The sequence below is a fragment of the Hymenobacter telluris genome, from assembly GCF_017313265.1.
In the GTDB taxonomy this organism is placed as follows: Bacteria; Bacteroidota; Bacteroidia; order Cytophagales; family Hymenobacteraceae; genus Hymenobacter; species Hymenobacter telluris.
The window spans coordinates 74,436-89,482 of record NZ_JAFLQZ010000004.1; the positions used below are offsets into that span (position 1 = coordinate 74,436).

Sequence of the window (15,047 nt, forward strand, 5' to 3'; positions counted from 1 at the left end):
AACACGTGTTTTATTTTTTCTAACTACCTTCCATCAGTTGCCTACGCTCCAGCAGCAGTATCCCGAGCTCAACTTTCGCCTCATGATTTTCCAACGTTTTCTCCTATTTCTGCTAGTAGTTACGGGCCTGGCAGTACCCACCTTAGCTCGCGCCAACCATGTGCTTATACCCATGGACCAGGCGCAGAAAGAACACCTCAAAGCCTACGGTATAGCGTACTGGCTGCTTACCAAGCAGGTGGAAGTGGATTGGCTGCTCAACTACCGGGGCGGCTCGTTTGCCTGCGAGGTAGCCACGGGCGTAGAAAACGAGTTGGCGGTGCGCAACGTCTCGTACCAGGTCATTAGCGAGGCGCAGTACACCAGTATTCTGTCGGAAATAGCCGACCCGAACGCCAACATGGACGTGATGAAGCTGGAGAAGGTGCCGAAAATTGCGGTGTACACCCCCAAAGGCAAGCAGCCCTGGGACGACGCAGTGACGCTGGTGCTGGGCTACGCCGAAATTCCCTACGACCAGATTTATGACGACGACGTGCTGGATGGCAAGCTGCCTAAGTACGACTGGCTGCACCTGCACCACGAGGACTTTACGGGCCAGTACGGTAAGTTTTTTGCTTCCTACCGCAACCGCCCCTGGTATCAGCAGCAGCAGCGCGACACCGAAGCCGCTGCCAAGCGCCATGGCTTTGCCAAGGTCAGCCAGATGAAGGCCGCGGTGGTAACCAAGATGCAGGAATTTATTGCCGGTGGGGGCTTCCAGTTTGCCATGTGCTCAGCCACCGACACCTACGATATTGCGCTGGCCGGCCTGGGCGTGGATATGGTGGAAAGCATGTACGATGGCGACCCGGCCGACCCGGCGGCCCAGAGCAAGCTCAATTTCAACCGGACCTTGGCCTTCAAAGACTTTCAATTGGTGCGCGACCCGTATCAGTACGAGTTCAGCAGCATTGATATGGATATGCGTGAGCGGGGCGTGTACGAAGACAACGACTACTTCCAGCTCTTCACCTTCTCGGCCAAGTACGACCCGGTGCCTACCATGCTCACCCAGGACCACGAGAAAACCATTAAGGGCTTTATGGGCCAGACCACGGCGTTCCGCAAGAGCCTCATCAAGTCGGATGTGGTGATAATGGGCGACAACAAGGCCTCGGGGGAGGTGCGCTACATGCACGGCACCCTGGGCAAAGGCACCTGGACGTTCTATGGCGGCCACGACCCCGAAGACTACCAACACATGGTGGAAGAAGAACCCACGGACCTGGCGCTGCACCCCAACTCCCCCGGCTACCGCCTGATTCTCAATAACGTATTGTTTCCGGCTGCCAAAAAGAAAAAGCAGAAAACCTGATTTACACGAATACTGCAAGAAGTCGGGCCGATGTGGGAGGATTTTGCGGATTCGCAGTCTTCCTACGTCGGCCCGACTTTTGGCAGGCAGCTTAAATGATTTTTCTCCCGTATTTACAAGCAAAGCCTGACAGCCAACACCACTCCTTGGCTGACTTTTGCTAATTCCTGCCTATGAATTCCGAACAAACTAATTATGGCTTATCTATTAGCCAGGAAGAGTTAAACACTCCGGAACCATTCGAAAACCCGCTCCCACGCGCCGTATTGCGCCTCAACACCCACGTGCTGCTGGATGGCGACTGGCGCTTCGCCCTCGATACCGAGGATACCGGCCTGCGCGACGGTTGGCACCTGGGACATTATTACGAGCATATTGCCCAGTGGCCGGGCTCCATTGAAAACCACATGGCTGAAGCGCACAGCCAATCGTTGCCGGCTGCCTGGCACGACAGCGTAGTGGCGTGGTACGAGCGGGAATTTACGCTGCCGGAAATGGCCGAATCCCTCAACCGCTCGATGCTACAGCTCACTTTCGGGGCCTGCGGCTACGAGACGCGCGTGTGGCTGAACGGCCGTCTGCTGCGCACGATTGAGGGCGAAGAAATTCATTACGGCGAATACACCTCGTTTTCTTACGAGCTAAAGGCTGAGCTGCTCCGGCCCAACAACCGCCTGACCGTGCGCATTGCCGACACCATGGACGCCGAAACGCCGCGCGGCAAGCAGGAGTCGCACGTGTATAAGCGCGGCGGCATCTGGTACCAGACCAATACGGGCGCCGTGCGCAGCGTGTGGCTGGAAATGGTGGAGCGCAACCGGCTTCGCTCCCGCGTGGGCGTGGTAAGCGTAGTGGAAGACCAGTTGGTACGCTTCACCTTCACGCCCCGCATCCACGACCCCGGCCTTTATACGTTGCGCCTCCAAGTGTATGAGCGCAACGCCGCCCCCGATGCCGCTCCGCTGGCAACGTCTGATTTTTCGTTGCCGCTGGAAGCTGGCCAACGCCAGCAACGCGTGGTGATGGAAGTGCCCGATGCCAAGCTATGGTCCACGGAAACGCCTAACCTCTACCGCCTGGTAGCCCAGCTCATCGACCAGGAAGGGTATTCCGCGCAGATTGAAACGCATTTCGGACTACGCAAAATAGAAGCGCGGGGCCGCTACGTGTATCTGAACAACGAGCCTATTTACCTCGACGGTATTCTGTATCAGCCGGGTACGGCCACGTATGCCGAAATCAGAAGGCACATGTACGCCATGAAAGAGCTGGGCTGCAACCTGGTGCGGGTGCACATTGCCGGAGTTGACCCGCGCATCTACAACCTGGCCGATGAGTTGGGGCTACTGCTGTGGGTGGAAGTGCCCAGCCCGCACAGCTCCACTCCGCGCAGCCGCGAAAACCACCGCGCCGAGCTCCTGCGCATGCTGATGCTGATTGGCACCCACCCGTCGGTGGTTATCTGGAGCCTATACAACGAGGACTGGGGCGCGCAGGACATTGCCACCAACCCCGAAACCCGCAAGTATATCGTGGAAATGTACCATTATATGCAGCTGGCGTACCCGCAGTTTCTGGTGGTGGACAACGACGGCTGGCACCACATTTCTTACGAAGGCCGCCTGAAATCCGACCTGCTCACGGCCCACCTCTATACGCCTGACCTAGGCCGCTGGCAGGAACTGCTCGACCGGCTGGTGCAGGGTGAGCTGGTAGGCACGGCGGCCTTCCCCCTAGTGGTCGGCGACCCATTTTTCTACCGCAAGCAGGTGCCGCTATTAGTGAGTGAATGGGGCGGTTTCGGCTTCTCCGACTACGGCGGCCCCAAAGATGCCGAGAGCCGCACCGAAGACATTCGCCGGTTCAAGCAGGAGCTACGGGCCCGCCCCATTGCCGGCGACGTGTACACTCAGGCCACCAACATCGAAGATGAGCGCAACGGCCTCATCGACCCGCACACCGGTGCCCTATCCGTACCGCCGGGCCTGCTGGATTCGCGGACAGTGAACTAGTGAAGTGGTGAAATGGTGAGTTTGAAGTTTTGATGGCACCGCTTACGCGGTTCGAACATCAAACTCACCATTTCACCACTTCACTAGTTCACTATTAATGCACCCGGTCGTTGCGGACGGGCAGGTTGGTTACGATTTCGCCTTCCAGTTTCAGCAGTTCTTGCAGGCGCGCATCCACTTCCTGTGGGTCGCAGTACTCCTTGGCCAGATCCACGTAACTCACGAAATGAGCGGCTTCGGACACCATCAGCTCGTAGTAAAACTTGCTCAGGTCGGGGTCGGGAATGTGTTTCCAGAGCAGCTTGAACCGCTCACAGCTGCGCGCTTCAATCAAGGCCGACACCAGCAGCTGGTCCATGAGCTGCCGCTCACGGGGGCCGCCTTTGCGCACGTGCGTGAGCAGCTGCACCACGTATTCGTCGCGGCGGGGGCGCCCGAGCTGGTAGCCCCGCTTGCGCAGCTCCAGCAGCACCCGCTCGAAGTGGCTCCACTCCTCGGCCACCAAATCAGTCAGCTCATCTACTAGCCGGGTTTTCTCGGGATAGTGAATAATCATGCTGATGCCGGTGCTGGCGGCTTTCTGCTCGCACCAGGCGTGGTCCACGAGAATGTCCTCGATGTTCTTGCTGGCAATGTCCACCCAGCGCGGGTCGGTATTGAGCTTGAGCTTAAGGATGGTTTTTTCTTTGGGTTGTTCCATTGTTGAATTGCTGCTTGTTGAATTGCTGATTACAATTGATTGATTGTAAAAAGCTTTTCATCAACAGCTTAACAATTCAACAATCAGCAATTCAACCATTAACTCTAATCAAAAAATTGCCAACGAATTCCTAGCTGGAAGCGCCGGGGCAGGCCAGTATAGTAAGGCGTCGGGAAATACCCGTCGCGGCCCAGCCCCTGGTTCACGTAGGCCATCTTCAGGAAAAAGCCTACGGTACGGATGTCACCGGCCAGAAACACGTCGGCTATGGCGTAGTTGCCTGCCGTAAAGTGGTTCTGCACGTAAAACTGCTGCGTGCTGAGGTTGTAATCGTAGGGCTGCCACGTAGACTGGTAATACACTTCCGCGCCAATCTGTCCGAACAGCGCCCTCTTGAATACGTAGCCCTGGTAATACGCTTTGCTGTTGGCAATCAGGCCCGGAATGCGCAGTTCGGCCACGTCGCCACCGCGCGTAACGTAGGCTTGGTTATCAAAGAAAAAGTTGCCCACGTTGAAGCGGTGCCGCGCCGATACGGTTAGTAGCGGCAGCGTCCGGCCAGATTGCGCAGGCCGTCCCGACTCATCGTAAAACACGAGGCTGGTAATGTTGGCAAATTCCACCGATGCTTGTAGCCGCTGCACCCCCAGCGTCTGGTCGAGGCGGACTGTCAGTTGCTGGACTTTGGTGTTAGCAAAGTTGTTAGCTCCGCGGAACACCTGGGTGGTGGCATCGTAATCGGAGCCCCAGCGGTAGTGGTTGCCGTTGAACTGCTGCTGGGTAAGCGTGGGCGAATAGCTGGTACTCAGCACTTCGCCCGTAAGCGGACCAAGCTTTGCCGAGCCACGCAGCATATACTCGTCGAAAAACTTGTATTCAGCAGCCGTTTCAACAGCGAAGATCTTGTAGCGGAAGGCCGCAGTGCCGCCAACAAACGTGTTGTTGTATTTTTCACTCGGCAATAGCTCTACAATAGTACCCGGATTACCTGTAAGCTGGCCGGTCGAGAGGGAAGCATTGCGCTGCCGGGCGTAGAGGCGGTATTCCACCGTTTCGGAATGGCCCGTTACGCCCAGCGTATTCTCCACCTGCTGCAATTCGGCGCGGTCGTCGGTGGCCGTTTGGCTGTAGCGCCGCTCCGGATATAAACGAGTATATACCGTATCGGTAGCTGTTATGGTAGGTAGCTGCGTGTCACGAAATCGGTTGAACTGCCGCCGCCAGTCCACAATATGATAGGCGGTAAGGCCACGGCCCAATAGGCGGTAAGTTTGCGCCAGCCGCATTCCGTCGCGGTGTTCCAGGTTGGAGGCAGTGGTCAACCGAGGCAGTTCTTCGCTGTAGCCAAACAAGTCTTCGGGGGTACTGTCGGCCGGCCTGACTTCTGTTCCGTTATTTGAAACGGCCGGCTGGTAGCGTATCCCGCCAGGTTCGGCGGCGTTGTGGCGCACGTTGTTGTAGTTGAACAAGGCACGGTAGCGCCCATCCGTGCTCTGGAAGCGGGCAAAAAGCAGAAAGTTGGTATGCTCTACCAGGCCATCCCGGCTATTGGTCGTGTAGATTTTATTGGCCGCGAATCGCTCGTAGGCCAACCCAACGCTGGCGTTTTTGTTGATGCTGCGCGTGTACGACAACTCAAATACCTGTTCGCCATTGCCTCCCTGGATAAAGCGAAAAAACGTGTACGGCGACTTGGAATCGTAGTACGGAATGGTGGCGGGGTCGCGCGCATACCTATCGAAGGCGTTGCGGCCCAGGCGCGTACCGAGCTGCGTATTGGTGCGCCACAGCAACGGCCGCGACGCCGTACCTACGTGGCCCAAATCCTGAAAAAAGGTACTGTCGTGGTACCAGTTGCGGGTTTGCGGAAAATCAACAAGGGTGGTATCAATAATGCGCCCCTCGGTGCGGTCGTGCAGCACGTCGTCTTCCCGAATAATGCGCGTAGTGCGGGCGCCATACAGCACCTTGGTGGAGTCGTCGAGAATCTGAGCCTGCGCCGCAAAGGGGACGGCACTTAGTACAAGCAGTAGCGCCGGCAGCCAAGCCCAGCGCTTAAGTGAGAGCAGAAAAACCGTCGGGTGGCGTAGCGGCCAGCAGCTTGAAAACACGGAGAGCAGGAAATCAGACAACAGCTTGGGGCTGAATAGCAGCCGGAAGTAACTGGCGCAAACGGTTGGCACCGTCCGCCAGAAACTCCACGGCAATAGGAATATAGAAAACGGCCAGACCTGCCATTTCCGTATGCAACGAGGGGTCGAGCAAACGGGCGGCGTCTTTCTGAGTGGTAAAAATACGGCGGCCCGGCCCGTAATGCGCTTTCAGCGCCGCAATTTCCTCGGCAGTAAAAGCATGATGGTCGTTGAACTCGGCATAATGTACAATCTGGTAGCCCGCCTCCCGCAGATACTTCCGCAAGGGAAGTGGCTGGGCAATGCCGGTCAGCAGCACAATTTCCGCGGAATACGCCGCCTCATCCGGCACTACCCCAGGCAGCGGCACAGGCGCGCCGTAGGCATACGTACTGAACAGCACCGGCACCGCCCGCCGACCATAGCGCCGAATCCGTTGCTCGATTTCCAGTTGCTGCGCCGTAGTTAACTGAGGGTCGCACTTGGTTACCACCACCACATCGGCGCGGGCAGCCCCGGTGCGGCTTTCACGCAGGCGGCCGGCGGGCAGCACATAATCATGATAGAACGGGCGCTGCTGTTCGGTCAGCAGCACGCTGAAATCGGGGCGTACCCGGCGGTGCTGGTAGGCATCGTCGAGCACTACAGTGGTAATCTGGGGCTGCTGCCGGAGCAGTTCGTGCAAGCCAGCCAGTCGGTCTTCACACACGGCTACCGGCACTTGCCCGCCGAAAGCCGTGAATTGCTGCCACGGCTCGTCGCCGAGCGTAGCGGCCGTTTCGGTGGCGCTACCGAGGCGGAAGCCGCGGGTACGGCGGCCGTAGCCCCGGCTCAGAATAGCGGGTTGCTGCCCTTGCTGCCGTAGCTCTTGCACCAGCCAGGCCACGTGCGGCGTTTTGCCAGTTCCGCCCACCCGCAGGTTGCCCACGCCGAGTACCGGTACCTTGCTAAAGCGCGTCGTAAGCTTCCACCCTCTGTCGTACAGCCAGTTGCGCACGGCTATTATGCCAGCGTACAGCCAGGCAAACGGCAGGAGCAGATAGGTAAGCAAAGTGGGCATGAGGCAAAGTTAGCCAACCAAACCCAACGGGTTGTAGTAGCTACAAAGGCGCCTGCAAATCTTATCCTTATGCCCGATACTTTCGCCGACCGGCTTCTGCGCTTCCTTTCTACATTTCCGGCGCCACCCGCCCTGCCCGACGAGGTGCAGGCGCTCAACCCCTACCAGGAACCGGCGGTGGCCGAATTGCTCACGCAGTTCGGCCAGAAATTTTACGCCGACCAACGCCCGCGCGTGGCGCTGCTGGGCATCAACCCCGGCCGCTTCGGGGCGGGCCGCACCGGCGTTGCCTTCACCGACCCAGCGGCGCTGGCCGGGGCTTGTGGCATCCCTAATCAGTTGCCGCCGCACCCCGAGTTGAGCAGCCAGTTTGTGTACCGGGTGATAGACGCCTTGGGCGGGCCGGCCAACTTCTACCAGGATTTCTACCTAGGCTCCCTCTACCCCTTGGTGCTGATGCGCCACGGCAAGAACTATAATTACTACGACTCTCCGGCCCTGACTGAGGTGCTGGAACCCGACATCCGGGCTTCGTTGCAGCGGCAGGTACAAGAGTTGGGGCTGGTTCGTACGGCTGCCGTCTGTTTGGGCCGCCGGAACGGCTTGCTGTTTGACAAGCTGAATAAGGAATTGCGCTTGTTCGACACCATCCACGTCCTCGACCATCCGCGCTACCTCATGCAATACAAACGTCGTGAGCTACCCACTCACGTAGCGCGCTATGTGGAAGTGCTGTTTTCAATTAAAAATTAAGAAGTAAAAGTTAAAAGTTCGGAGTTGTAATCACAATTTGCGGTAGCCAGTGCCGCACTCAACATCCGGCTTGTGTATTTACCGATGCGCCATCAGGTTGAAGTGCCAGTTCCAATTTTTAATTTTTAATTCTCAATTTTTAATTGAAAACCACCGTTCAAGACCTCGCCCGCGTGCTGGAAGCCGCCGCGCCCCTCGCCTATCAGGAATCGTATGATAATGCGGGTTTACAGTGCGGCGACCCACAGATGGAAGTGCGCGGCGTACTGATTACGCTGGACTGCACGCCGGCTGTGGTAGACGAGGCCATCCGGCGCGGCTGCAACGTGGTAGTGGCTCATCATCCCTTGATTTTCAAGCCACTCAAGCGCCTCACCGGCGCCAACGAAGTGGAGCAAACCTTGCTCAAAGCCATCAAGAACGATGTAGCCCTCTACGCCGCCCACACCAACCTCGACAACGTGCGCCACGGCGTCAACCGCAAGCTGGCCGAGAAGCTGGGCCTCGTCAACCTGCGCATCCTCGACCCCAAGCCCGGCCTGCTGGCTAAGCTCGTGACCTTTGTGCCACCCACGCATACCGAAGCGGTATTGGAGGCGCTGTACGCAGCCGGTGCGGGCCAGATTGGCGACTATTCGGCGTGCAGCTTCCGCACCGATGGCACGTTCACCTTCACGCCCGGCCCGGAAACCAATCCGTTTTCAGGTGAGCCCGGCCAGCCCCACACCGGCCCTGAGCAGCGCGTAGAAGTGCTGCTGCCGCTGCATTTGCAACACGCGGCGGTGCGCGCTTTGCATAAGGCCCACCCCTACGAGGAAGTAGCCTACGACATCATCAAGCTGGAAAACATGAATCAGGAGGTCGGCTCGGGTATAATAGGTGAATTGCCGGAACCGATGAGTGCCCAGGAGTTTCGGGCGCAGCTGAAAAAGGCCCTGTTAGTGCCCGTAGTGAAGCATACCGCTTTCGAGAAGCCCATCAGGAAAGTGGCTTTGTGCGGCGGCGCGGGCAGTTTTCTGATTGGTAAAGCCCGCGCTGCCGGGGCTGATGCCTATGTTACCGGCGACCTGAAATACCACGAGTACTTCCAGGCCGAGGGGCGGCTAATGCTCTGCGACGTAGGCCATTTCGAGAGCGAACAATTTACCGGCGAAATCTTTCAGGATTTGCTTGCCGACAAGTTTGGGAGTACTTTTGCGCTCTTCATTGCCGAGACCCATACCAACCCCGTCCATTATGACTTCTAAACCCGTCGCTACTGCCCCGGCCGATGCCCCCGTTGCCAGCAAGCTGGAAGCCCTGCTCAACCTGCAACGCATTGACTCGCAGCTCGACGAAATCCGGCGCGTACGCGGCGACTTGCCCGAAGAAGTGCGCGACCTGGAAGACGAAATTGCCGGCTACGAGGTGCGCGTAAGCAAATTCGACGAGGAAATTTCTGCCCTCAACGACCAGATCAAGCAGCGCAAGCAAAACGCCAAGGACGCCGAAGGCCTCATCAAGCGCTACGAAGACCAGCAGCAGAACGTCCGCAACAACCGCGAGTACGAGGCTATTGCCAAGGAAATCGAGTTGCAGAAGCTGGAAATCCAGATTTCCGAGAAAAAAATCAAAGAAGCGCAGTACCAGATTGAGTTGAAAAACTCCGACATCGCCGGTACCAAGCAGCGGCTGGATGAGCGCAAAAAAGACCTCACCAACAAGAAAACCGAACTCGACGTCATCGTGGGCGAAAGCGAAGCCGACGAGAAGAAGCTGATGGAAGAGCGCGCCGGCGCTACCCAACCCGTGGAAGACCGCCTGCTGACGGCCTACACCCGCATCCGCGGCAACGTGCGCAACGGCTTGGCCGTGGTAACGGTGAAGCGCGACGCCTGCGGCGGCTGCTTCAACACGGTGCCCCCGCAGCGCCAGGCCGACATCATCTCGCACAAGAAAATCATCGTGTGCGAGCACTGCGGCCGGGTACTAGCCGACGTGGAAGCCCGCATCACGGCTTAGGTTTTCCTGGTTCTGATTTCGAAAAGAACGGCCTCCGCGCCGTTCTTTTTTTGCTTATGAAATTCCTCCCTGTGGTATGCCAGTTGCAGAAATGGGAGCAGAAGCTGTTGCTTGTGCTTACCTGCGTGTGTGTGCTGCTCGGGCCAGCGGTAAGCGCGCCCAGGTTGGAATATCGGCAGCCCGAAGCAGTTCCAACCGTCGGCCTTAGCCCCCAGCAAGCCCGCGCCTATGCCGAGGTACTGAAGATGCGGCCAGCCACGGCCAAGGCGTTACTCAAAGACGCTCCTAGCTCGGCGGGGACGCTGCTAGTGCAGGATTGCTTGGACATTATGGAGTTGCTGGTTGGCCAGGATGCCCGCCGTTACGACGCCACTATCGACACCCAGGACGAGCGGCTAACGGCACTGGAAAAATTGCCGTTGAATGCGCTGACGCAGTACGCCCGCGCGGAAATCCGGCTGCATCAGGCGGCGGCGCAGGTCAGTTTTGGGCACGAGGTGCAGGGGGCCTGGAGCTTACGGCAGGCGTACCAGCAGATGCAGGCCACCGTGAAACGCTATCCGACGTATCTGCCAGCCCGCAAAACACTGGGCATGATGCAGTTCTTCATTGGCTCGTTGCCGGAAGGCTACCGCTGGTTTCTGAAATTATTGGGGCTAACGGGCAGTGTGGAGGCCGGCCTGAGCAACCTACGCGCCGCCGCCCGCCAGCCCAACGACTTCCAGACCGAAGCCCAGATTATTCTGGCGTTAGTGGAGGAAACGTATTACAAGAAGCCCACGGAGGCTCTCCAACTGGTTGGGCGACTCGCCCAGCAGCAACCCGACAATCTGTTATTCAGCTACTTGCTGGTCAGCCTCAACAAAAAGCAGCACCGCACCGATGCCGCGCTGGCAGCCTACCGGACCCGCCCGCAAGGCCCCGCGTACTTCTCGCTAAGCTACCTGCACCATATGGCCGCCGATTTGCTTTTGTATCAGGGCCAGTATGCGGCTTCCCGCCGTGAAAACGAGCTTTTTCTGGCAGAGTTTCCGGGCACGCATTACCGCAAAGACGCCTATTTCAAGCTCTACCTAGCCGCTTGGCTGGCTAATGACGCTCCGGCCGCCGAGCGGTACCGCCGCCAGATTGATGCCGCCGGGCGCACTGTAGTAGAGGAAGACACCTACGCCCAACGGTTTTTCGAGGGGCAGTTGCCACTCAACCGCCAACTTACCCGCGCCCGCCTGCAAATCGACGGGGGGTACTACCGGGAGGCGCTGGCTACGCTGAACGGCTTCCAGGTGACGGCCGCCACTCCCCTGCGCGACCGGCTGGAAGAACCGTACCGCCGGGCGCGCGCCTGGCACGGCCTCGGCCACCTCGATTCGGCCCGGTTGTTCTACGCCCGTACCATTGCCCTGGCTGGTACTGCCCCCTATTATTTCGCGCCGCAGTCGGCGTTGCAGCTGGGCTATCTGTACCAATTGGAAGGGCAGCGAGCTACGGCCAAGGTGTACTTCCAAAAAGCCTTGAGCTACCCCAAGCACGAATACAAAAACAGCACCGACACCAAAGCCAAGCTGGCGCTCAAGGAGTTGGAATAGGTTGGTATTGCGGGCGGCTAGTGGGCTACCTTTGCGCTGTGTTGTCTGTTCCGCTTACCGAGTTGCCCCCCGATTTTCGTGCCCGCGCCCTGCATTGGGCGGCTGGTTTCGCTCACTGTGCCTATTTCGAGCCCAACGACCTTGCGTATCCTGGCGGTTCGTTTCAACGGCTGCTAGCCGTGGCCGCTGCTGCCCCTGCAATGCCTGGCACATTGGATGAGCTACGCGCGTGGCTTGCGGCAACAGCGCCATCTGCTGGCCCGCTTTGCGGCTTCGTAACCTACGACGTCAAAAACGAAATCGAGGCCCTGACTAGCAGCAACTTTACGGCCTTCGATTGGCCGGATTTGCACTTCTTTCAGCCTGAAATCTGGCTGTACTGGCACCCTGACCACCTGGAAATACACGGTCAGTCGGCGGGTGTGCTAGAGGCCATTCTGGCCACCGCACTGCCGGTTTCTTCACCGCCTCAGCTGCCAGCCCTGCGCCCCCGCATGCCCAAGGCCGACTACTTGCGGGCGGTGGCCGCCATTCGGGAGGACATTCTCAACGGCGAGGTGTACGAGTTGAACTTGTGCCAGGAGTTCTACGCCGAGCAGGCTCAGCTGCAGCCGGTGGATGTTTTTTTGCAGCTCAACGCGGCGTCGCCCACCCCCTTTGCGGGCTTCTACCGCCACCACCACCATTACCTGCTGTGCGCCTCGCCCGAACGGTTTCTTTCCCGCCGTCAGCATACGCTCACGTCTCAGCCCATTAAAGGCACCATCCGGCGCGGCCTCACGCCGGCCACCGACGAGCAGCAGCGCCAAACGCTGCTACACGACGAGAAGGAGCGCGCCGAAAACCTGATGATAGTGGATTTGGTGCGCAACGACTTGGCGCGCGTGGCCGAAACCGGCACTGTGCAGGTTCCGGAGTTGTTTGGGCTGTATCCGTTTCGCCACGTCTGGCAGATGATTTCCACGGTGCAGGCTCAGGTGCGGGCTGGCGTTGATTTAGTGGATATTCTGCGCGCTACCTTCCCCATGGGCTCCATGACCGGGGCCCCGAAAATCCGGGCCATGCAGCTTATCGAGCAGTACGAGCGGAGCCGCCGCAGCCTTTACAGCGGCAGTATCGGCTACATATCCCCCACCGGCGACTTCGAATTTAACGTGGTGATTCGTAGCCTGCAATACCGCGCCGACACCGGCTACCTCAGCTTCCAGGTCGGCTCAGCCATTACCTACGATTCGGTGCCGGAACGCGAATACGAGGAATGCCTATTAAAAGCCCAAGCCATGCTGGAAGTACTGAAGGTGAAATGGTGAGGTGATGAAATAGTGAGTTTGATGTTCGATATGCGCCACCCGGGCCGCCAGAACATCAAACTCACTATTTCATCACCTCACCATTTCACTTCTTATCAGCTCTGCCATTCTGTCATTTTCGCCCTAAAACAGTTACCTTTGGGGTTCTCCCGAACGTGAAGCTGACGCCCCGCCGCATCCCATGTCTCAACCGCTGATTACCTTAGACTTCCTCGATACCCTGCCCACCCCAAGCCCCGATGCTACCACCCACGAGGCCACGCCTTCAGGTGAGGTGCGGGTAAGCCCGGCCACTGAAACGGGCCGCAAACGCAAGCTCTACATTGAAAGCTACGGCTGCCAAATGAATTTTTCCGATTCGGAAATCGTGTCCAGCATCCTTTTCGATGAGGGCTTCGATACCACCGAGCAGCTGGAAGGAGCCGACTTGGTGCTGCTCAATACCTGCTCCATCCGTGAGAAGGCCGAGCAGACGGTACGCATGCGCCTTTCGCAGATCAACGGCCATAAGAAGCGCAACCCCGGCTTGCTGGTGGGCGTGCTCGGCTGCATGGCCGAGCGCCTGAAAAGCAAGTTTCTGGAAGAAGAGAAGCTGGTAGACCTGGTAGTAGGCCCTGATGCCTACCGCGACCTGCCGCAACTTATTCAGCAGATTGACGGCGGCCAGAAAGCCGTGAACGTGCTGCTGAGCCGTGAGGAAACCTACGCCGACATCACGCCGGTACGCCTGAACTCCAACGGGATTACGGCCTTCATCAGCATCATGCGCGGCTGCGACAATATGTGCTCGTTCTGCGTGGTGCCGTTCACGCGGGGCCGCGAGCGAAGCCGCGACGCGCACAGCATCATCCGCGAAGCCCAGGACTTGGTGGTAGCTGGCTACAAGGAAGTTACGCTCCTTGGTCAAAACGTCGACTCCTACAAATGGGCTTCCGAAGACGGTACCGAGCAGGTCAACTTCGCGCAACTTCTGGAGCGTGTTGCGCTGATAAATCCGGCGTTGCGGGTCCGCTTCTCCACCTCACACCCCAAGGACATTACCGACGAGGTGCTGCACACCATGGCGCGCCACGAGAATATCTGCAAGTACATCCACTTGCCGGCCCAGAGCGGCAACTCGCGGGTACTGGCGCTGATGAACCGCACCTACGACCGGCCTTGGTATGAGGAGCGAGTGCGCGCTATCCGCCGCATTCTGGGCAACGATTGCGCCATTTCCACCGATATGATTTCCGGCTTCTGCTCAGAAACCGAGGAAGAACATCAGGACACGCTAAGCCTCATGGAGTTTGTGCACTACGACATGGCCTACATGTTCTTCTACTCCGAGCGTCCCGGCACCCTGGCCGCTCGCAAGCTGGAAGATGATGTGCCACTGCCGGTGAAGAAGCGCCGCCTCCAGGAAGTAATCGACTTGCAGCAGCAGCACAGCCGCCTGCGCAACCAGCAGGCCGTAGGCAAAGTCCATCGGGTGCTGGTCGAGAACTTCTCGAAGCGCAGCCAGGAACACCTTAGTGGCCGCAACAGCCAAAACCAGGTTGTTATCTTCCCCAAGAAGCACTATCAGAAAGGTGACTACGTGGATGTGTTAGTGCATAGCGGTTCGGCTAGTACGCTGCTAGGCGAAGCAGTATAGGTGCATCAGACGCTACTACTACCTTAAAACAATAACTCTTTGCTACATGACAGAAGATGAGGGCATTCTACTTGAACGTTGGCTCACGCCTTGTTCAGATTTGACAAGCCTATTCTTTGTCAGATTGGTGGAAGAGCAAGGGCAATTGGTTTTTGCTGTCCATGACGAGAAGTTTCTGTATGAGTTTAAATTCGAGAATTTCGGCCCTTACCAAGTAGCAGATGAGGCATTTTTAGCGTGCTACCAAACTTCAGCAACCTCTTTCAAGAACGTTAAGAATTTTGTTGGACGGACAGCATTAGTTACCAACTCTCGCTGGAAAGATTCTTTCAATCAAATGCTTATGCTTGGAATCTATTTTACTGAGGGGCTTCTGCACTATACGATTTCAACATCAGACTCATCATTGGATATTCTGGCATCTCAAGCACCAACCATTTCGGTAACTGAAATGACTATTTTAAAATAAGCTACCCCTTTTATCGTCTATAGAAAAACGA

12 protein-coding genes are annotated in these 15,047 nt (G+C 57.7%); 9 read left to right on the forward strand and 3 right to left on the reverse strand.

Going from position 1 to position 15,047, the window contains the following annotated elements; translation table 11 throughout:
- The first annotated feature begins 82 nt into the window (after nucleotides 1-82).
- Entirely contained in the window at nucleotides 83-1,357 is a 1,275-nt protein-coding gene (locus J0X19_RS07715; RefSeq protein ID WP_206983583.1) for an asparagine synthetase B, read from the forward strand.
- A 173-nt stretch (nucleotides 1,358-1,530) separates the two neighbouring features.
- On the forward strand, nucleotides 1,531-3,369 hold the full coding sequence (locus tag J0X19_RS07720) for a glycoside hydrolase family 2 protein (protein ID WP_206983585.1): 1,839 nt from the start codon (nucleotides 1,531-1,533) through the stop codon (nucleotides 3,367-3,369).
- 94 nt (nucleotides 3,370-3,463) lie between these two features.
- Here J0X19_RS07720 and miaE read toward each other — a convergent pair whose 3' ends face one another.
- The 3 genes from miaE to lpxK form a co-directional block, all read right to left on the reverse strand.
- Nucleotides 3,464-4,069, reverse strand: coding sequence for a tRNA-(ms[2]io[6]A)-hydroxylase (gene miaE, locus J0X19_RS07725; RefSeq protein ID WP_206983587.1), 606 nt, complete (start codon nucleotides 4,067-4,069; stop codon nucleotides 3,464-3,466).
- Nucleotides 4,070-4,173: 104 nt separating this feature from the next.
- A complete protein-coding gene (locus J0X19_RS07730) occupies nucleotides 4,174-6,201 on the reverse strand; it encodes a putative porin (protein ID WP_206983589.1) in 2,028 nt (675 codons plus the stop codon).
- Entirely contained in the window at nucleotides 6,194-7,261 is a 1,068-nt protein-coding gene (lpxK, locus tag J0X19_RS07735; protein WP_206983591.1) for a tetraacyldisaccharide 4'-kinase, read from the reverse strand. The genes J0X19_RS07730 and lpxK overlap by 8 nt, the downstream gene beginning before the upstream one ends.
- Before the next feature lie 69 nt (nucleotides 7,262-7,330).
- Between lpxK and J0X19_RS07740 the strand changes: the two genes are divergently transcribed.
- From J0X19_RS07740 to J0X19_RS07770, 7 genes are all read left to right on the forward strand, one after another.
- Nucleotides 7,331-8,014, forward strand: a complete 684-nt coding sequence (locus tag J0X19_RS07740) for a uracil-DNA glycosylase family protein (RefSeq protein ID WP_206983593.1) — start codon at nucleotides 7,331-7,333, stop codon at nucleotides 8,012-8,014.
- A 143-nt stretch (nucleotides 8,015-8,157) separates the two neighbouring features.
- Entirely contained in the window at nucleotides 8,158-9,261 is a 1,104-nt protein-coding gene (locus tag J0X19_RS07745) for a Nif3-like dinuclear metal center hexameric protein (protein ID WP_206983595.1), read from the forward strand.
- On the forward strand, nucleotides 9,251-10,015 hold the full coding sequence (locus J0X19_RS07750) for a zinc ribbon domain-containing protein (protein WP_206983597.1): 765 nt from the start codon (nucleotides 9,251-9,253) through the stop codon (nucleotides 10,013-10,015). The genes J0X19_RS07745 and J0X19_RS07750 overlap by 11 nt, the downstream gene beginning before the upstream one ends.
- Before the next feature lie 56 nt (nucleotides 10,016-10,071).
- Nucleotides 10,072-11,601 carry a tetratricopeptide repeat protein gene (locus J0X19_RS07755; RefSeq protein WP_206983599.1) on the forward strand — a complete coding sequence of 510 codons (1,530 nt, stop codon included), beginning with the start codon at nucleotides 10,072-10,074 and terminating at the stop codon, nucleotides 11,599-11,601.
- A gap of 41 nt (nucleotides 11,602-11,642) precedes the next feature.
- Entirely contained in the window at nucleotides 11,643-12,911 is a 1,269-nt protein-coding gene (pabB, locus tag J0X19_RS07760) for an aminodeoxychorismate synthase component I (protein ID WP_242582277.1), read from the forward strand.
- Nucleotides 12,912-13,092: 181 nt separating this feature from the next.
- Nucleotides 13,093-14,547, forward strand: coding sequence for a tRNA (N6-isopentenyl adenosine(37)-C2)-methylthiotransferase MiaB (gene miaB / locus J0X19_RS07765; RefSeq protein ID WP_206983603.1), 1,455 nt, complete (start codon nucleotides 13,093-13,095; stop codon nucleotides 14,545-14,547).
- Between the two features lie 46 nt (nucleotides 14,548-14,593).
- On the forward strand, nucleotides 14,594-15,016 hold the full coding sequence (locus tag J0X19_RS07770; protein ID WP_206983604.1) for a hypothetical protein: 423 nt from the start codon (nucleotides 14,594-14,596) through the stop codon (nucleotides 15,014-15,016).
- Nucleotides 15,017-15,047 lie beyond the last annotated feature (31 nt).